This is a genomic window from Streptomyces sp. CB09001, from assembly GCF_003369795.1.
Lineage (GTDB): Bacteria > Actinomycetota > Actinomycetes > Streptomycetales > Streptomycetaceae > Streptomyces.
This window is the reverse complement of sequence record NZ_CP026730.1, coordinates 3,114,955-3,132,842: the sequence shown is the minus strand read 5'-3', so window position 1 is coordinate 3,132,842 and position 17,888 is coordinate 3,114,955. Positions and strand designations below refer to the sequence as shown.

The 17,888-nt window shown below is 74.1% G+C and carries 15 protein-coding genes and 1 pseudogene; 8 read left to right on the top strand and 8 right to left on the bottom strand.

What is annotated here, in order from left to right:
* Positions 1 to 82: 82 nt before the first annotated feature.
* From C4J65_RS14245 to C4J65_RS14225, 3 genes are all read right to left on the bottom strand, one after another.
* Complete coding sequence (locus C4J65_RS14245; RefSeq protein ID WP_115742755.1) at positions 83 to 586, bottom strand: nuclear transport factor 2 family protein; 504 nt, start codon at positions 584 to 586, stop codon at positions 83 to 85.
* Positions 583 to 1,449 (bottom strand): dihydropteroate synthase, encoded by an 867-nt coding sequence (folP, locus tag C4J65_RS14240; protein ID WP_115742754.1) that lies wholly within the window; start codon positions 1,447 to 1,449, stop codon positions 583 to 585. Before folP ends, C4J65_RS14245 begins: the two co-directional genes overlap by 4 nt.
* Positions 1,450 to 2,123: 674 nt before the next feature.
* Entirely contained in the window at positions 2,124 to 3,920 is a 1,797-nt protein-coding gene (locus C4J65_RS14225) for a phosphatidylglycerol lysyltransferase domain-containing protein (protein ID WP_115742753.1), read from the bottom strand.
* 162 nt (positions 3,921 to 4,082) lie between these two features.
* Here C4J65_RS14225 and C4J65_RS14220 point away from each other — a divergent pair, with 162 nt between their 5' ends.
* On the top strand, positions 4,083 to 5,216 hold the full coding sequence (locus C4J65_RS14220; protein WP_115742752.1) for an alpha/beta hydrolase-fold protein: 1,134 nt from the start codon (positions 4,083 to 4,085) through the stop codon (positions 5,214 to 5,216).
* 136 nt (positions 5,217 to 5,352) lie between these two features.
* The gene (locus tag C4J65_RS14215; RefSeq protein WP_205351011.1) at positions 5,353 to 6,651 is read left to right on the top strand and encodes a hypothetical protein; all 1,299 of its coding nucleotides are present in this window, start codon (positions 5,353 to 5,355) and stop codon (positions 6,649 to 6,651) included.
* Between the two features lie 43 nt (positions 6,652 to 6,694).
* Here the strand turns inward: C4J65_RS14215 and C4J65_RS14210 are convergent, their stop codons facing one another.
* Together C4J65_RS14210 and C4J65_RS14205 are read right to left on the bottom strand one after the other, a co-directional pair.
* The gene (locus tag C4J65_RS14210; protein ID WP_115746445.1) at positions 6,695 to 7,981 is read right to left on the bottom strand and encodes a PH domain-containing protein; all 1,287 of its coding nucleotides are present in this window, start codon (positions 7,979 to 7,981) and stop codon (positions 6,695 to 6,697) included.
* A gap of 404 nt (positions 7,982 to 8,385) precedes the next feature.
* The gene (locus C4J65_RS14205; protein WP_162833183.1) at positions 8,386 to 8,943 is read right to left on the bottom strand and encodes a PH domain-containing protein; all 558 of its coding nucleotides are present in this window, start codon (positions 8,941 to 8,943) and stop codon (positions 8,386 to 8,388) included.
* A gap of 31 nt (positions 8,944 to 8,974) precedes the next feature.
* Here C4J65_RS14205 and C4J65_RS14200 point away from each other — a divergent pair, with 31 nt between their 5' ends.
* Positions 8,975 to 10,126, top strand: a complete 1,152-nt coding sequence (locus C4J65_RS14200) for an NADH-quinone oxidoreductase subunit D (RefSeq protein ID WP_115742751.1) — start codon at positions 8,975 to 8,977, stop codon at positions 10,124 to 10,126.
* Here the strand turns inward: C4J65_RS14200 and C4J65_RS14195 are convergent.
* On the bottom strand, positions 10,091 to 11,179 hold the full coding sequence (locus C4J65_RS14195) for an SAM-dependent methyltransferase (protein WP_115742750.1): 1,089 nt from the start codon (positions 11,177 to 11,179) through the stop codon (positions 10,091 to 10,093). The two genes, C4J65_RS14200 and C4J65_RS14195, sit on opposite strands and share 36 nt — an antisense overlap.
* A 118-nt stretch (positions 11,180 to 11,297) precedes the next feature.
* Between C4J65_RS14195 and C4J65_RS14190 the strand changes: the two genes are divergently transcribed.
* Genes C4J65_RS14190 through C4J65_RS14180 form a run of 3 tightly spaced genes read left to right on the top strand, consistent with a single transcriptional unit; the run spans position 11,298 to position 13,934 of the window.
* A complete protein-coding gene (locus C4J65_RS14190) occupies positions 11,298 to 12,503 on the top strand; it encodes a sensor histidine kinase (protein ID WP_115742749.1) in 1,206 nt (401 codons plus the stop codon).
* Positions 12,504 to 12,559: 56 nt separating this feature from the next.
* Positions 12,560 to 13,234, top strand: coding sequence for a response regulator transcription factor (locus C4J65_RS14185; RefSeq protein ID WP_003975444.1), 675 nt, complete (start codon positions 12,560 to 12,562; stop codon positions 13,232 to 13,234).
* Positions 13,235 to 13,274: 40 nt separating this feature from the next.
* On the top strand, positions 13,275 to 13,934 hold the full coding sequence (locus C4J65_RS14180) for an AAA family ATPase (protein ID WP_115742748.1): 660 nt from the start codon (positions 13,275 to 13,277) through the stop codon (positions 13,932 to 13,934).
* 49 nt (positions 13,935 to 13,983) lie between these two features.
* Here the strand turns inward: C4J65_RS14180 and C4J65_RS14175 are convergent, their stop codons facing one another.
* Positions 13,984 to 15,090, bottom strand: coding sequence for a DUF5937 family protein (locus C4J65_RS14175; protein ID WP_115742747.1), 1,107 nt, complete (start codon positions 15,088 to 15,090; stop codon positions 13,984 to 13,986).
* A 163-nt stretch (positions 15,091 to 15,253) separates the two neighbouring features.
* Here C4J65_RS14175 and C4J65_RS14170 point away from each other — a divergent pair, with 163 nt between their 5' ends.
* Positions 15,254 to 15,466, top strand: coding sequence for a hypothetical protein (locus tag C4J65_RS14170; protein WP_115742746.1), 213 nt, complete (start codon positions 15,254 to 15,256; stop codon positions 15,464 to 15,466).
* A gap of 58 nt (positions 15,467 to 15,524) precedes the next feature.
* On the opposite strand, the gene C4J65_RS14165 is transcribed toward C4J65_RS14170, so the two are convergent.
* The gene (locus C4J65_RS14165; protein WP_115742745.1) at positions 15,525 to 16,736 is read right to left on the bottom strand and encodes a beta-eliminating lyase-related protein; all 1,212 of its coding nucleotides are present in this window, start codon (positions 16,734 to 16,736) and stop codon (positions 15,525 to 15,527) included.
* Between the two features lie 200 nt (positions 16,737 to 16,936).
* Between C4J65_RS14165 and C4J65_RS36630 the strand changes: the two are divergent.
* Positions 16,937 to 17,845: pseudogene (locus C4J65_RS36630) on the top strand (DUF2520 domain-containing protein); the annotation flags it as partial.
* Positions 17,846 to 17,888: the final 43 nt, after the last annotated feature.

The window sequence follows — 17,888 nt, the reverse complement described above, 5'->3', positions numbered from 1 at the left end:
GGTGGATCACGGGTTGGTAGCCGCCCCTGCCCGCCGGTCCGTGATTCCAACCACTTCTCGGTGCCGGTGGCCGCCGGCCGGGTCAGGGCGGTGTGTCCTCGCCGTCCTCGTCCTCGGTCTCCGCGAGTACGGGGGAGGCGTGGTGGGACCAGAGCTTCCAGCCGGCGGGCGTGCGCCGGAAGGTGTTGGTGGCGACGACCAGCTGGCCGACGAGCGGGCCGAGCTCCTCGCCGCCGTCGGGGGCGGGGCCGCCGCTGAGGATGTTCTCGGTACAGGTGACCAGGGCGGTGTCGCCGGTGACGGAGACGTGCACGTCGGTGAGGAAGAACTGGATGTAGTCCGTGTTCGCCATGATCAGGGCGTAGGAGCGCAGGACCTCGCCGCGGCCGGTGAGCACCGGCCAGCCCGGGTGGACGCAGGAGACCACGCCGGCGTCGGCCGGGTCGTGGTACGACTCGTCGATGCCCAGGTCGGAGGGGGTGAGCCAGAACTCGGAGACCTTCTCGAAGTCGCCCTCCTCCAGTGCCTCGTAGAAGGCGGTGTTCGCGGCCTCGACCTGTTCGACGTCGAGGTGCGGCGCGTTCACCGGGCGCCTTCGACGGCGCGGGCGACGCGGACGGCGTCGGCCGTGGCGCGGACCTCGTGGACGCGGACCGCCCACGCGCCGGCCTGCGCGGCGAGCGCGGAGACCGCGGCGGTGGCCGCGTCGCGCTCACGTGCGGGGGGCGGGGCGGCCTCCGGGCCGGCGAGGACGCGGCCGAGGAAGCGTTTGCGGGAGGCGGCGACGAGGAGGGGGTGGCCGAGGGCGAGGAGGCGGTCGAGGTGGGCGAGGAGGACGAGGTCGTGCTCGGCGTCCTTGGAGAAGCCGAGGCCGGGGTCGACGACCACGCGGTCGGGGGCGATGCCGCCGTCCAGGACGGCCTCCACGCGTGCGTGCAGCTCGTCGACGACCTCTGTCACGACGTCGGCGTAGGTGCCTTTCACGTTGCCGTCCTTCAGGAGGCCGCGCCAGTGCATGACGACGAAGGGGGCGCCAGCGTCGGCGACGACCGGGATCATCCGGGGGTCGGCGAGGCCGCCGCTGACGTCGTTCACCAGGGCGGCGCCGGCGGCGAGGGCCTGCTCGGCGACGGAGGCGCGCATGGTGTCGACGGAGACCGTCACGCCCTCGGAGGCGAGGCCGCGCACCACCGGGACGACGCGCCTGAGTTCCTCGTCCTCGTCCACGCGGGTGGCGCCGGGGCGGGTGGACTCGCCGCCGACGTCCACCAGGTCGGCGCCCTGGGCGACCAGGTCCAGGCCGTGCTTGATGGCCGCGGTGGTGTCGAAGAAGCGGCCGCCGTCGGAGAAGGAGTCGGGGGTCACGTTGACGACTCCCATGACCGCGCAGCGGTCCCATGCGGTCAGTCCCGCGAGATGGCGTCGGTGGCGGCCGGTCTGCTTGCTCATGTGTTCAGCGTAGGCGGTGGGCTGCGGCGGGTGCGCGGGGTGCCTGCGGCGGCCTGTGGGGGTGTGGTGGGGGTGCGCGTAGCGCGGTATCTCCGGTGGGTGGGTCGGGGCCGCGCCGGGGGGTGTCCGTCCTCGGAACGGCGCGGAATCGGTCGGCTACGGGGGTGCGGGGCGTTGACGCGCCAACCGCTGCGGGCGGACACCCCCCGACACGACCCCTTCTCGCCGTACGCGGCTGCGGCCCGCCAACGGTCCGCCTCCCGCTGCACGCCCGTACGCGGCTGCGGCCCGCCAACGGTCCGCCTCCCGCTGCACGCCGTACGCGGCTGCGGCCCGCCATCGCGCCGAGTCCCCTTCTCGCCGTACGCGGCTCTCCGCCCCAGCCGCGCGCGGCTCCCCGCCGTCGCCGCTGCGGGGCGTCGGCGTCGCCGTACGCGGCTCCCCGCCGTCGCCACGTGCGTGGCCGTAGCTGCGGGCTGTCGCCCCGGCCGCCGCCGCGGACGGTTGCCGCCCCCTCGCCGCAGCTGCGGCGCCACCCCCCTCAGCTGCGGGCAGTCGTGCCGCTGGGGCGGCACGGGTGGGCGCAGCGGCGCCCCGTATGCGCCGGGCCGCGCTTCCCGCCCCGGCGGCCACACTCACGCCGGGTGCCGAAGAACACGCCGGCCCGCCGACCGTCACGCCGCCCGCGCCGGCACCTGGTGGGCGCAGGGGCGGCGTGACGGCGTCCGGCGCTGGAGGAAGCGCGGGAGGGGGATCGTGACGAAGCCCTCCGCCTGCATCGCGGCGAAGCCGATGCGCGGGAGGTCGGCCGAGCGGCGGTAGACGACGAAGCGCGGCTCCCACCGGGGGCGGAACTTCGCGTTGAACTTGTACAGGGACTCGATCTGGAACCAGCGGGAGAGGAAGACCAGCAGTCCGCGCCACGCGCGGAGGACCGGGCCCGCGCCGATCTTCTCGCCCCGTGCGAGCGCCGCGCGGAACATCGCGAAGTTCAGGGACACGCGGGCGATGCCCAGCTTCGGGGCCGCCTGGAGCGCGGCCACGATCAGCAGTTCGTTCATGCCGGGGTCGGCCGCGCGGTCGCGCCGCATGAGGTCCAGGGACGCGCCGTCCGTGCCCCACGGCACGAAGTGCAGGACCGCCTTCAGGTCGCCGTACTCGCCGGGTTCCGTGTCCTGTTTGTGGGCCGTCGCGATCAGGCAGTCGCCGTCGGCCGGGTCGCCGACGCGGCCCAGGGCCATGGAGAAGCCGCGCTCGGTGTCCGTGCCGCGCCACGCGTCGGCGGCGCGGCGCACCCGGTCCAGTTCGGCGTCGGAGAGGTCAGCCACGCGCCGTACCCGGGTCTCGTAACCGGCGCGCTCGATGCGTTTGACCATCTGGCGCACGTTGCGCATCGCGCGGCCGGCCAGGGAGAAATCCGCTGCGTCCACCACCGCCTCGTCGCCCAGTTCGAGGGCGTCGAGACCCGTCTCGCGGGTCCAGACCTCGCCGCCGGTCTCCGAGCAGCCCATGACGGCCGGGGTCCAGGAGTGGGCGCGGGCCTCGTCCATGAAGCGTTCGATGGCGCCCGGCCAGGCCTCGACGTCGCCGATCGGGTCGCCGCTGGCCAGCATCACGCCGGAGACCACCCGGTAGGTGACGGCGGCCTTGCCGCTGGGGGAGAAGACGACCGCCTTGTCGCGGCGCAGCGCGAAGTGGCCGAGGGAGTCGCGGCCGCCGTGCCGGGCGAGGAGGGCCCGCAGGCGGGTCTCGTCGTCCTCGGTGAGGCGGGCCGCCGGGTGCTCGGGGCGGAAGGCCAGGTGGATGGTGGTGATGGCGGTCAGGAGGCCGAGGGCGCCGAGGGAGAACGCGACCGTCCAGGAGGTGTTGCCGCGGTAGTCCACCGGGCCCTCGACGCCGAACAGGCCGTAGAGGACGTGGGTGAGGCGGTCGGCCAGGCTCGGGTCGCCGAGCATGCGGTGCGGGTGGGCGTTGACGACGAGCAGGCCCAGCAGGACGGAACCGGCGCTCATGAGGACGAAGTTGGCCAGGGCCCGCCAGCGGCTGCGGGGGTCGGGGAGGGCGGCGAATTCGTCGCGGTGGCGCAGGAGGGGAACCAGCAGGGCCAGGGAGATCAGTGCGCCGAGGAGGGAGTGGCGGTATGTGAACTGTGCGACGGCGCCCAGTGGCAGCAGGGCGACCGCCGCCCGCCAGGCCCGGCGCTTACGGCGTTTGAGGCCGTGGGCGAGCAGGAGGAGCAGGACGCCCGCGCTGAGCGAGAGGGCGGCGGCGAAGGGGCCGAAGGCGCCGGGCAGGACCTCGGCGAAGGCGTGCATCCGGCTGTGGCGAAAGCGCGGGAAGGAGCCGGCCGCGATGTCCAGCAGGCCGACGAGCACGCAGGCGCGGCCAACGAGGAGGGGGATCCGGTCCGGGCGGGGGCCGCGTAGTGCGCGGCGTATGCGGGTGGGCCTCGTCGGAACCTCGCCCGACATTTCCTCATCTGTCCTGACAGACATCGCACCTGTGGTTCTGCGAGAGATCGTGGATTCCGGGCCCGTTCCGGGCATCCGGCGACATTGCGCCCTCTAGGACGGTGTCTCGGAGGGAGAGGTTCACTCCCCTGATCGACGGAAAGCGCGGGCGGGTAGCAAGGCATGGGTCTCACGAGCAACAAGGTGCTGGCGCTGGCGGTGGTGGCCGGCGTGCTGCTGTTCGCCGGGACGGTGTGGCTGTGGCCGCGACTGGCCCGGCGAGGCATGCGGGCCGTTCTGGGGAGGGTCGGTCTGCTGCTCGCCACCCAGGTGGCGGTCTTCGCGTCGGTGGGACTGGTCGCCAACCAGTCCTTCGGGTTCTACGGCAGTTGGGCCGACCTGTTCGGGCGGGAGGACGGGCAGGGCGTGGTCGTGGACCACTCGGCCGGTGCGGGCGGCGGGCCGCTGCGGGTCGTCGGGGACCGGCGGGTGACCCCGGCGGGCGGGGCGCGGCCGGACGTCTCGGGGCGGGTGGAGGAGATACGGGTGGTCGGGCGTACCTCGCGGATCGCGTCACCGGCGTATGTGTATCTGCCGCCGGAGTACTTTCAGCCGCGGCACCGTGGCCGTACGTTTCCCGCGGCCGTCGTCCTGACCGGTTATCCGGGTACCGCCGAGGCGTTGGTGGACAAACTCCATTACCCGCGTACGGCGCTGGAGCTGGCGAAGGCCGGTCGGATGCGGCCGATGATCCTGGTGATGCTGCGGCCCACGGTGGCACCGCCGCGCGACACGGAGTGCGTGGACGTACCGGGCGGGCCACGGACGGAGACGTTCTTCGCCAAGGACCTGCCCGAGGCGGTGGGCGCCCACTACCGGGTGGACAAGGGGCCGCGGAGCTGGGGGGTCGTGGGCAACTCGACCGGCGGCTACTGCGCCCTGAAACTCGCCGCGCACCATCCGGAGGTGTACGCCGCCGGAGCGGGGCTGTCGCCGTACTACGACGCGCCGGACGACCCCACCACGGGTGACCTCTTCCAGGGGGACGACGAGCTCGAGAAGCGGGCCAGCCTGTGGTGGTATCTCAAGAACGCGCCCGCGCCCGACACTTCACTGCTCGTCACGAGCAGCAGGACCGGTGAGACGAACTACAAGGACACGCTGAAGTTCATTGATCTGGTGAAGGGCAAGAGGCCGACCCGGATCTCGTCGATCATCCTGGAAAGCGGCGGGCACAACTTCAATACCTGGCGGCGGGAGATTCCCGCGACGCTGCGGTGGCTGGACGAGCGGCTGGGCGGCGGACGGGACACGTGAATGATCTTGGAATCCGGGAGTAATTCGTCCGTCGTCGGGGATGTGGATTCCCCGATACCTGTGAACGCGTCGGAGATGGCCGTGTTTTTACGGGGCGGGGCGCCAAGATTCGCCTACGCGCGGTAAGTTTCTGGCCATGCCACGTGGACGTCATCGCCATTCCCCGCCTCTGCACAGGCTGCTTCCTCCGTCGGCGATCGCAGGTGTTTCGGTCGTCTGCGCCCTCGGGCCCTGGTTGTTCAGCGAGACCATGATCCTTCGCGTGCTGGCCGCGGCCGCCGCGGTGACGGCTGTGGTCGGCGCGGTCGTCATGCGGCACTGGGACGCGCAGGCGGGCCGACAGGTCGCCGACCTCACACGCGCGCGTGCGAGCGACGAGTGGCGCTTCGAGGAACGGGTCGCCGAACTGGAGTCCGACCTGGAGGAGTCGCGCGAGCTGCGGCAGAAGCTGGAGCACCGGCTGCGGGCCAAGCGCACCGAGCTGGCGGGGCTGCGCAACGAGCACGCCTCGCTGCTGCGGCGCTACGCCACGGCGGAGACCGAGCGTGCCAGCGCGCTGGAGGGCCGCCGGCTGCTGGAGATCGAGGCCGCGCCGCAGGCACCCGCGCTGCCGGCGGCCCGCACCGCCCCGGCGGAGGAGACGCGGGAGCAGGAGACGCGGGAGCAGGAGACGCCCGGGGCGGAAACGCCTGCGGCGGACGCCGCAGCCGAGGACGTGCCCGGCGAGGAGGACGCGGCGGCCGAAGAGGCTGCCGTACCCGCGGTCTTCTCGCCCGAGGGCTCCCGGCTGTTCCTGCGCGCCAACGCTGCCCTGGCCCGTTTCGACGGCGACGCGCCCGACGACCCGGACGATGGCGACCGGGCTGCCGTCTCCGAGGCCCCGGACGGCTCCGACGGTGACGACGACGGGGACGGCGGCGGCGAGGGCGTGCCCGCGACCGAGGCGAGGCAGGAGGACGAGGCGCAGGGGCAGCCCGAGGCGGCCGACGGCCATGAGCGCACCGCCGCCTCCCCGACGACGACGTCCGACGAGCGGCCCGCGCAGCCCACCCAGTCCACGCAGTCGAGTCAGCCCACCCGGCGGGCCGACGGGCACTTCACGGTGCCGACCGCGGTGGCCGTCGTACCGGCGGCCCCGGCGCGGCGTCCGGTGGTCGAGGGCGGCTTCGACTTCTTCGGCACCAAGCCCGTCGAAAACGGGGCGGACGCGACGGGCGGGGCGGGCGCGTCCGACGCCGCTCTGGAGACCGTCCAGAACGAGGACCTCGCCGACGTGGTCGGCCAGGAGGCGCTCGCCCTGCACAAGGCCGAGGCCGAGGTCTCCTTCAAGCCGGCCGGCGAGGAGTCCCGGGGCGTGGGCCAGGTGATCGACCTGACGGCCCACGACGAGACCGAGCAGATCGACGTACAGGGACTGCGCAGCGCGGTCTCCTGACCGCCTGACCGTCTCCCCTCCGGGACGCCGCGGAGCGGGGGCCTCAGGCCATCCAGCGGTCCGGCGGGGCGTCGCGGCGGCCGGTCCGGGACCGTTCCGCCTGGCTCCGCAGCAGTTCCGCGGCCTCTTCGGCGTCACGCAGGCGGGCGGTCACCGTCTTGTTCGCGCCCGTGTCCACATGGACGTCGGCCAGCCGCAGGGCGCGCCGCCAGGGTCCCTGCGTCAGGCGGACGCTCTGGACCTTGGCGTGCGGCACGAGCGCCAGGCTGCGGCGCAGCAGGCCGTACCGGGCGGCGAAGACCGCGTCGGTGACGGCGAGCCCGTGGCCGCGCCACCACAGCGGTCTGCACCGCGCCGCCCGGCGCGGCGGGCGCGCCAGCTCCCGTCCCGCCGGCACGGTCACGCCGGGCAGCACGCGGGCGACGACCGACTCGGCGATCTCGCGCGGGGCGACCGGCAGCAGCACGGAGTTCGAGGAACCGGCCACGTCCAGCTCCACCCGCACCCAGCGGCGGCGCCGCCACAGCAGCGGCTCCACGAGGCGCACGCTCTGTACCCGGCCCGGCGGCACCGTCTCGTGGGCGCGGTCGAGCAGCCCGTGATCGATACGGAGCCCGTCCGGGGACTCGGCCACCGTCCAGTCGTACTCCCCGACGAACCGGCCGGCGCTGCTCGCGCCCGCGGCGCCCACCAGCGGCAGGGCGGTCGCCAGCACCGTCCACAGGTTGTGGGTGGCCAGCCACAGCAGCGTCGGTACGACGGCGGCGGCGAGCAGTGTGCCCCAGGTCGCGCCGGTCAGCAGGAGGGAGACGGCGAGGACGCCGGGCGGCACCCGCAGCAGCTGCCGCGCGGGGGCCTCGCCGACCTCGTGCGCGGTCTCGGGCGCGAAGCCCGCCGCGCGCGCGAGGAGCTCGGCCCGCAGCGCACGCGCCTCGTCGGCGCCGAGGAAGGCCAGCTCGTCCCTCTTGCCGGTGCCTACGACGTCGAGCTTGAGCTTGGCGACCCCCGCGACCCGGGCCAGCAGGGGCTGGGTGACGTCGATCGCCTGGATGCGTTCGAGGCGGATGTGCGCGGTGCGGCGGAACAGCAGGCCGGTGCGGATCCGCAGCTCGGTGTCGGTCACCGCGTAGTGGGTGAACCACCAGGTGAGGAAGCCGTACAGGGCGGCGGCCGGGATCAGTACGGCGAGGCCGATCAGCAGATGGGTCGTGGTCAGCCGGGTCAGCTGGCGCTGCGCCTGGTCGGGATCGTGCACGGCCCACCCGACGAGTACCGCGACCGGCGCCCACGCCCGCCGCAGGGGCGTGACGGGGTGCAGACGCCGCTCCACGACGTCGCCGGGGGACGGGGGCGCTTCGGTACGGGTCGCGGCCCCGGCGGCGGCGACGTCGGCGCCGCCCCGACCCGGGCCCGGCCCGGTGACGGGGGCGGCGCCCCGGCCCCGGCTCGCGCCGTCCTCCCTCGCCGGTGTCCTGCCGACGCCGGCGCCGGGGTCCTCGCGGCCGACGCCGGCGCCCAGGTCCTCGCGGCCGGGGCCGGTGGCCTCGGGTGCGGGGTCTGCCGGGTGGTCCGAGGGCTCGGCGGTGTCGTGTTTCGGGTCCCGCGGGGGGTCGTCCCCGTTCCGGTCGGGGGCCGCCGGGCGGGGCTCGCTCGTGTACTGCGCCGGACCGCCTGCGTCTCCCGCGTGCCCCGCGGCACCGCCCTCGGCCGCGCCCCTCCCTGCCCCGGGCCCGGTCACAGGCCCGCCGATCGGGCCTCGCCCAGCTCGGTGAGGCGGTCGCGCAGGCGTTCCGCCTCGGCCGGGTCGAGGCCGGGGATGGTCGCGTCGGTCGCGGCGGCGGCCGTGTGCAGCTGCACGCTGGCCAGGCCGAAGTGGCGCTCGACCGGCCCGGAGGTCACCTCGACCAGCTGCATGCGCCCGTACGGGACGACGGTCTCCTCCCGCCACAGCACACCCCGGCTGATCAACAGGTCGTCGGCACGCTCGGCGTACCTCCAGGAGCGCCAGTTGCGCTCCAGCATCACCCAGCCCCAGGCCAGCAGGGCCAACGGCAGGAGGGCCAGGGCGGTCCAGAAAGGGTCCAGGAACAGGGCGGGCAGCACGCCTCCGGCGACTGCCAGCAGTCCCAGCCACACCACCAGCATGAGGCGTCGCAGGTGCAGCAGCCCCGGTGGCAGGCCGGTCCACCCCGGCTCGTCCCTCGGCGCGGCCGACGGGCCCGCCGGAGTCCCCCGCCCGGCCGCTTCCGCAGTCCCCGCCGTGCCCGCGTCGTCCGGGCTCCCCGTCTCCATGGGGCCAGCGTACGTAGGGGAGACTGTGTTCATGACTCCTACGACGGAGACCACGGTCGGAATCGGCGGTGCCGCGGAGAGCACCGACATGGTGCTCAACATCGGGCCCCAGCACCCGTCCACCCACGGCGTGCTGCGGCTCAAGCTGGTGCTGGACGGCGAGCGCATCACCAGCGCGGAGCCGGTGATCGGCTACATGCACCGCGGCGCGGAGAAGCTGTTCGAGGCCCGTGACTACCGTCAGATCATCATGCTGGCCAACCGCCACGACTGGCTGTCGGCGTTCTCCAACGAGCTGGGTGTCGTCCTCGCCGTCGAGCGGATGCTCGGCATGGAGGTCCCCACCCGCGCGGTGTGGACGCGGACGCTGCTCGCCGAGCTGAACCGGGTGCTCAACCACCTGATGTTCCTCGGGTCGTACCCGCTGGAGCTGGGCGGCATCACCCCGGTCTTCTACGCCTTCCGGGAGCGGGAGGTCCTCCAGAACGTGATGGAGGAGGTCTCCGGCGGGCGCATGCACTACATGTTCAACCGCGTCGGCGGGCTCAAGGAGGACCTCCCGGCGGGCTGGACCACGCGCGCGCGTGCCGCTGTCGCCGCCGTCCGCCCGCGCATGGACGTCTTCGACGACCTGGTGCTCGGCAACGAGATCTTCCGGGGGCGTACGCGGGGGGTCGGCGCGCTGACCCCGCAGGCCGTGCACGCCTACGGCGTCAGCGGACCGATCGCGCGCGCCTCCGGCGTCGACTTCGACCTGCGCCGCGACGAGCCGTACCTCGCCTACGGCGAACTCCAGGACACGCTCAAGGTCGTCACCCGCACCGAGGGCGACTGCCTGGCCCGCTTCGAGTGCCTCCTGGAGCAGACGCACAACGCCCTCGACCTCGCCGACGCCTGCCTGGACCGGCTGGCCGGGCTGGCGCCGGGGCCGGTGAACCAGCGGCTCCCGAAGGTGCTGAAGGCGCCCGAGGGCCACACGTACGCCTGGACCGAGAACCCGCTCGGCATCAACGGGTACTACCTGGTCAGCAAGGGCGAGAAGACCCCCTACCGGCTGAAGCTGCGCTCGGCGTCGTACAACAACATCCAGGCGCTCGCCGAGCTGCTGCCCGGGACGCTGGTCGCGGACATGGTCGCGATCCTGGGGTCACTGTTCTTCGTCGTCGGCGACATCGACAAGTAGCCCGCCGGCGTCGACCGCCCCCACCGGCTGGAGCAGCCAGACGAAGTCGCCCAGGCCGCCCCGAGCGGTCAGCTCGGCGGCCTGGGAGGCGCTCGCGAGGGCGCGCACATATGCCGCCGGGTCGGTGGAGGCCAGCGCGAGCGGGGGGCGTGCGCCGGTGACACCGAGCGTGTACAGGATCTCGCGCTGGGGGCGCATGAGGGCATTCGGGGGCGCGTGCTCCGGAGTGCACCTCGTGGTGTGGACGGCCGCGCACGCGTCCAGCGCCACGTGTGCGGTGATGTCGCACGACCCGTCCGGCACCGGCTCCGTCTCCCGCCCCTCCCGGAAGCCCGTGAGCGTCCCGAACGGCGGCCGGGCAGCCGCGGTGTGGGCGTAGTCGGCGGCCACCGCCAGCCCGGCGTCCAGGGCCGCCACGGCCGACGCCCAGGCCACGTCGCGGGGGAGCCCGATCTCCGCCCGCCGGCCCTCCTCGGCGGGCAGCGGCCACCACCGGGCCAGCCACTCGGCCTCCGCCCCGGTCAGCGGCTCCCCGAGCCGCTCGGCCCCGTCGCCCCGTACGAGCACCCGGCGCGCCACGCCCGCGGCGTCCACCTCCGCCACGTCCACCGGTACGTTGTCCAGCCACTCGTTGGCGAACAGCAGCCCGGTGACGCCGTCCGGCGGCCGAGTGAGCCACTGGACCCGCCGGTCGAGGCCTTCGGGGCGGGCGGCGACCTCGACGGCGTACGCGCGCGTGCGGGCGGCCACGCCGGCGGGCAGGGCCGCCAGCACCCCGGTGACCAGCTCGCCCCGTCCGGCCGCCATGTCCACGAAGTCCAGCGAGGCAGGGCGCCCCAGCGCCTCGTCGACCCGGCACAGCAGCCGCGCCACGGCCCCCGCGAACAGGGGTGACGCGTGTACGGACGTGCGAAAGTGCCCGGCGGGGCCCTCGGGTGCCGCGCGGTAGAACCCCTGCGGTCCGTAGAGGGCCTCGTGCGTGGCCTCCCGCCAGCCCCGCCATTCCCCATGCGTCTCGGGAGCCCCTCTGAGCCCTGCCGTTCCTGGTGTCACAGGCCCAGGCTAGGGGCACAGAAGAGCGGTCCCTCCACCTTGCGGAGTATGCGCGGGCGATGCGGATCGGCCCTCCGGTTGACCCCTGCACCTATTCCACTTCCCTACGCTGGGTTACGTGCAGCGCCTCTACGACTTCCTCCGCCGACACCCGACCGGTGTCGACTCGTTCTGGGCCGTCGTCGTGCTCGGAATCTCCCTGGTCTCCGCGGCGACCCCGGGGACGCGTGCGGACGGGACGGACAACCTGGCGCTGATCATCCCCTTCGTGGTGCTGCTCAGTGTCGTGATCGCGCTGCGCCAGCGGACGCCGGAGCGGATGCTGCTGCTCGCCGTCGCCCTCGGCGTGGGACAGCTGGCGCTGGACGTCTCCACGATGCCCGCCGACTTCGCCTTCCTGGTGATCATCTACACCGTGGCGGCGACCGGCGCCCGCTGGGCCTCCCGGACCGCGCTGGCCACCGGTCTGTGCGCGGCCCCCCTCGCCCAGCTGCGCTGGTCCGACAGCGAGCTGGGCATGGGCACCACCATCGCGGTGACGGTCTTCCAGGCGGTCCCCTTCGCCCTCGCCTGGGTGCTCGGCGACTCCATCCGCACCCGGCGCGCCTACTTCGCACAGCTGGAGGAACGCGCGACCCGGCTGGAGAAGGAACGCGAGGCACAGGCCAAGGTCGCGGTCGCCGCCGAGCGCGCCCGGATCGCGCGGGAGCTGCACGACGTCGTCGCGCACAACGTCTCCGTCATGGTGGTGCAGGCCGACGGGGCCGCCTACGTCCTGGACGCGGCGCCCGACCAGGCGAAGAAGGCGCTGGAGACCATCTCCTCCACCGGCCGCCAGGCACTCGCCGAGATGCGCCGCCTGCTCGGCGTGCTGCGCACAGGCGAGCACAAGGAGGCCGGAGAGTACGTGCCGCAGCCCGACGTCGAGCAGATCGAGGACCTCGTCGAGCAGTGCCGCACCTCCGGGCTGCCCGTCGACTTCAAGGTCGAGGGCACCCCCCGGCAGCTGCCCAGCGGCGTGGAGCTGACCGCGTACCGCATCGTGCAGGAGGCGCTGACCAACACGCGCAAGCACGGCGGCGAGAACGCGGGCGCGAGCGTACGCCTGGTCTACTTCGACGACGGTCTCGGGCTGCTCATCGAGGACGACGGCAAGGGCGCCCCGCACGAGCTGTACGAGGAGGGCGGCTTCGACGGCCAGGGCCACGGGCTGATCGGCATGCGCGAGCGGATCGGCATGGTCGGCGGAACCCTGGACGCGGGCCCGCGTCCGGGCGGAGGATTCCGCATCAGCGCGCTGCTGCCGCTGAAACCCGCGCCCTGACCACCGGGCCCCCACGCACGTACCGCATTGACACCTGTAAGGAAGAAGAGGCCCCGATGGCGATCCGCGTGATGCTCGTCGACGACCAGGTGCTGCTGCGCACCGGGTTCCGGATGGTGCTGGCGGCCCAGCCGGACATGGAGGTGGTCGCGGAGGCGGGCGACGGCGTCGAGGCGCTCCAGGTACTGCGCTCGACCGCCGTGGACGTCGTCCTGATGGACGTCCGCATGCCCAAGCTCGACGGCGTGGAGACCACCAGCCGCATCTGCGTGGACCCGAACGCGCCGAAGGTGCTGATCCTGACCACCTTCGACCTCGACGAGTACGCGTTCTCGGCGCTGAAGGCGGGCGCCTCCGGCTTCATGCTCAAGGACGTGCCGCCCGGCGAGCTGCTCGCCGCGATCCGCTCCGTGCACAGCGGCGACGCGGTGGTCGCCCCCTCCACCACCCGGCGGCTCCTGGACCGGTTCGCGCCGATGCTGCCGGCCACCGGACAGGAACCCCGGCAGAAGGAGCTCCAGCGGCTCACCGAGCGGGAGCGCGAGGTGATGGTGCTGGTGGCACAGGGCATGTCCAACGGCGAGATCGCGGCGCGGCTCGTGCTGTCCGAGGCGACCGTGAAGACCCATGTGGGCCGCATCCTGACCAAGCTGGGCCTGCGCGACCGCGTGCAGGTGGTGGTCCTCGCCTACGAGACCGGGCTGGTGCGGGCCGGCGGCGGACAGGGCTGACGGGCCTGTGCGGAGGGCTCCGCGTCGGTAGGGTCTGCGCATGCTCCTGTGGATCAACGGCCCCTTCGGCGGCGGAAAAACACAGACCGCGCACGAGATACGGCGCAGACTCCCCGGCAGCGTCGTCTGCGACCCCGAGCACGCGGGCTTCGGGCTGCGCCGCATGCTGCCGCCCGAGCTGCGGGACGCCCGCGGCCGGAGGCCGCTGATCGACGACTTCCAGGACCTGGTCTCCTGGCGGCAGGGCGTCGTGGAGGTGCTGGACCTGGCGCTGACCAAGCACGACGGCGTGGTGATCGCGCCCATGACGGTCACCGACCCCGGGTACTTCGCCGAGACCGTCGGGCGACTGCGCGAACTGGGCCACGACGTCCACCACTTCAGCCTCCTCGCCGAACGCGAGACCGTCCTGCGGCGGCTGCGCGAGCGCGGCCTCGGGCGGGCCCTGCGGTACGTGACGGGGAAGCGGAGCGGGCCGCGCCGGGAGAGCTGGGCCGTGCGGCAGCTCGACCACTGCCTGGAGCGGCTGGCCGAGCCGGAGTTCGCCGAGCACCTGTGGACCGACCACACGACCGTCCCGAAGACCGCCGACCGGATCGCCGTCCTCGCGGGACTCACCCTGAAGCCCAACAACGAGGGGGCCCTGCGCACCCGGATGAGGCAGGCGGGCGTCGGGATCCGGCACATCCGGGTCGACTGACCGGCCGGCCCGGGCTCCCCGCGACGGCGGGGTCGGAGGCAGGGGCGGGCTAGCGCAGGATCCCCTCCAGGAAGTCGCTGCCCAGCCGGGCCACCACCGTGACGTCCAGCTGGTGCAGGACGTACCGGCCGCGGCGGCGGGTGGTGACCAGTCCGGCCTTCTTCAGCACGCCCAGGTGCCGGGATATCTCGGGCGCCGTCATGCCGTGCACCTGGGCCAGCTCGCCCGTGGTGTACGCGCTGCGGGCCAGGTACCGGCAGATCCGCATCCGGACGGGGTGGGACAGCGCCGTCATCCGCATCGTGAGCTGCTCGACCGAGGGCGGTGCGGCCAGCTCGGGGGAGCCGACCGGGTAGTGCAGGACCGGCTGCCAGTCGTGCCGGTGCAGGACCATCAGGTGCGGCCAGCCCAGGCTGGTCGGGACCAGCAGCAGGCCGCCGTCCGCCGTCGCGGAACGCCCGTCGCCCAGCTTGTCGACGGTGATCCGGGCGGCGCCCTCGTCCAGGGTCACCGCCGGGGACACGGCGGCCAGCGCCTCGGCCAGGCCCTTGTGGCGCAGCAGGTCCGTCTTGCGGCGGGCGTCGGCCGCGAGCTGGTGGCGCAGCCGGGACCAGGCCTCGGCGAAGAACGCCTCGTCGCAGTCCCGGGCGAACTGCCGCAGCCAGTCCCGGATCCGCGGCGGATCGGCCAGCAGCCGCTCGCTGAAGCGCAGCTGCTGCGGCCCCCTTGCTGCGGCCAGGTCCAGCGCGCGCCGGCGCACCTCCGGGTCGTCGAGCGCGGAGACCCCGCCGGTGCTGTACGGCAGCGCGCAGGTGAACTCCAGGGCCGCGTCGACGAACTGCTCGTCGGACAGCTTGTCGAGCAGGTCCAGGTCCTCGGCGAGGGTGGCGCCGGGCAGGGCGCTGCGGCCCGGCACCCCGGCGAACGGCATGAACAGGTCCGAGAACGTCGTCCGCCACAGGAAGTCGGCCTCGCACATCCGGTCCGCCAGGTGCGAGTCGAGCCGGGCGGTCACGCCCGTCACCCAGGCCTGCAGCCCCGGGTGGTGGCCGGGCTCGGACAGCGCGTGCAGCGCCATACCCAGCTCGGCCAGCGGAGAGGGCACGACGGCGACCCGCTCCGGCCGCAGCCCCGTGATGTCGATGCGCACGCTCATGACCCCATGGTGCACGCCGCCACCGACAACGCCGCCGCCGATTGACCGCCGCCGTCAATCGGCGCGGCCGCGGCCGCCGACGGGAGCAGGCTGGGACCGTCGGGGCTGCCGCGGAGCCCCGTCCGTCCTCACGTTCGCGTCTCCACGACGAAGGCGATCCGTCATGAGCATCACGCAGCAGTATCTCCTGGACACCTACCGGGCCGGGCGGCTCGGCGAGCCCGCGCCGCCCGCGCCCGGCACCCACGACCTGCGGGTCGTGCGCGAGTGGCAGGACCGCCGCAGGTTCCGGGCCGTGCTCGCCGGCCGCCCGGCGCGCGGGCGGGTACGGCGGGCCCTGCGCCGGTGGTCCCGGTGGCCGCGCACCCTGGGCTGACCGGCTGACCGGCTGACCGGCTGACCGGCTGACCGGCTGACCGGCCGCGCGGTCCGCGTCAGGCCGTCAGCCGGGCGGCGAAGTCGGCGACCGCCGCCCGCACCTCGTCGGCCGTCCACTCCAGTCCCGACTCGCCCACCCCGACCTCGGTGAGGGCGATCCCGGGGCCGCCCGCGTCCCAGGGCTGGGAGAACAGCATCGTCCCGGTCTCCTCGGCCTGCCGGAGCGCCGCCTCGCCCGCGGCATCGGGGTCGCAGGGCAGCCAGACCTGGAACTCGTGCGTGTGCGGCACCTCGGGGTGCACCCGCGCCCACGGCAGCCCGGCCGCCGCGAGACCCTCGCGCAGCTCGGCCGCCACCACGCGCGCGTGGGCCACGTACGAGGGCAGCCGGGGCAGCTCGCGCTCCAGGCCGGCCAGGGCGGACAGCGCCGTGGGGAACTGCTGGAACACCTGGCCGCCGTACCGGTGCCGCCAGGCCTTCGCCTCCTCGACCAGCGTCCGGGGACCGGCCAGGGCGGCGCCGCCGTAGCCCTTGAGGGACTTGTAGAACGAGACGTACACGCTGTCCGCCAGGCCCGCGATCTCGGTCAGGGGGCGGCCGAAGTGGACGGTGCACTCCCACAGGCGGGCCCCGTCGAAGTGGACCACCGCGTCGCGCTCGCGGGCGGCCGCGACGACCTCGGTGAGCTCCTCCCAGGTGGGCAGCAGGTATCCGGCCTCCCGGAGCGGGAGTTCCAGCATGAGCGCCCCGAACGGCTCCTCGAAGCCGCGCACCTCGTCGGCGGTCGGCGGCCGGGGCGCGTCGGTCAGCCGTACCGGGTGCAAACCGCTGACCCGGCTCAGGGCGTCGCGCTCGTGCACTTCGGGATGCGCGAGCCCGTGCAGGGCGACGACCGGGTTGCCGGTGCGGCCCGCCCAGCAGCGCAGGGCCACCTGCTGGGCCATGGTCCCGGTCGGGAAGAAGGCGGCGGCCTCCGTGCCGAGCAGGGCGGCGGTCCTCTCCTCCAGGGCCGCCACGACGCCGTTGCCGTACATGTCGGAGGGCTCGTCGAGGTCGTACAGCTCCTCGGCCCCGTCGAGCAGGGCGATGCGCTCGCGCAGGGTCGTGACGAAGCCCGGGCGGGCGAGTACGCGCCGCGCGCCGCGGAGGGCGGCCACGCGTCGCTCCCGGCTGCGCCTGTTCCGCCGCTCCTGCGGCTCGGCCCGTGCCGCCGGTTCTTCCGGTCCGGCCAGTGCCGCCCGCTCTTCCTGCTCTGCCGTGTCGCTCATGCAGGGATCATGTCGCGCGGACCGCGGGCCGGGCACCCGCTTTCCGCACACGTTCCGACACGCGCGCGAGGTGTGTGCTCCGGCACCGCACGGAAACCCACAGCCTGTGGACAACCGGACGTCGCCAGGACCGATCGCGTTAACATGACGAGAAATCGTCCGGTACCCCGAGCGGACTGGAACGGGAAGGCCGCCGTCGCGTGAACAGAACCCCACAGCCAGACCCCAAGGACCGCCCCGCGCGGCTCACCGTAGGCGTCGTCGGCGCCGGACGGGTGGGTCCCGCGCTGGCCGCGTCCCTCCAGCTCGCCGGGCACCGCCCGGTGGCCGTCTCCGGGGTCTCCGACGCCTCCAGAAGGCGCGCCGCCGCCCTCCTCCCCGACGTGCCGCTCATGACGCCCGCGGAGGTCCTCCAGCACGCCGAGCTCGTCCTGCTGACCGTCCCCGACGACGCCCTGCCCGGCCTGGTGACCGGGCTCGCCGAGACCGGGGCGGTGCGTCCGGGCCACCTGCTGGTGCACACCTCCGGCCGGTACGGCGCGAGGGTCCTGGATCCGGCGCTGCGCGCCGGCGCCCTGCCGCTGGCCCTGCACCCGGCGATGACCTTCACCGGCACCCCGGTGGACGTGCAGCGCCTGGCGGGCTGTTCCTTCGGCGTCACCGCGCCCGAGGAGCTGCGGATGGCCGCCGAGGCCCTGGTCATCGAGATGGGCGGCGAGCCGGAGTGGATCGCCGAGGACAGGCGCCCGCTGTACCACGCGGCGCTGGCGCTGGGCTCCAACCACCTGATCACCCTGGTCGCCCAGTCCATGGAGCTGCTGCGCACGGCCGGCGTGGCGGCCCCCGACCGGATGCTCGGCCCGCTGCTCGGCGCCTCCCTCGACAACGCCCTGCGCTCCGGCGACGCGGCCCTCACCGGCCCCGTCGCGCGCGGTGACGCGGGCACGGTCGCCGCGCACATCGTGGAGCTGCGCGAACACGCCCCGCAGACCGTCGCAGGCTACCTGGCGATGGCCCGCGCGACCGCCGACCGCGCCCTGGACCACGGCCTGCTGAAGGCCGAACTCGCCGAGGACCTGCTCGGTGTCCTCGCCGACGGGACCACGGGCCCCGCAGGCACCCCGGGAGGCCCGGACACGAACGGACCCCCCG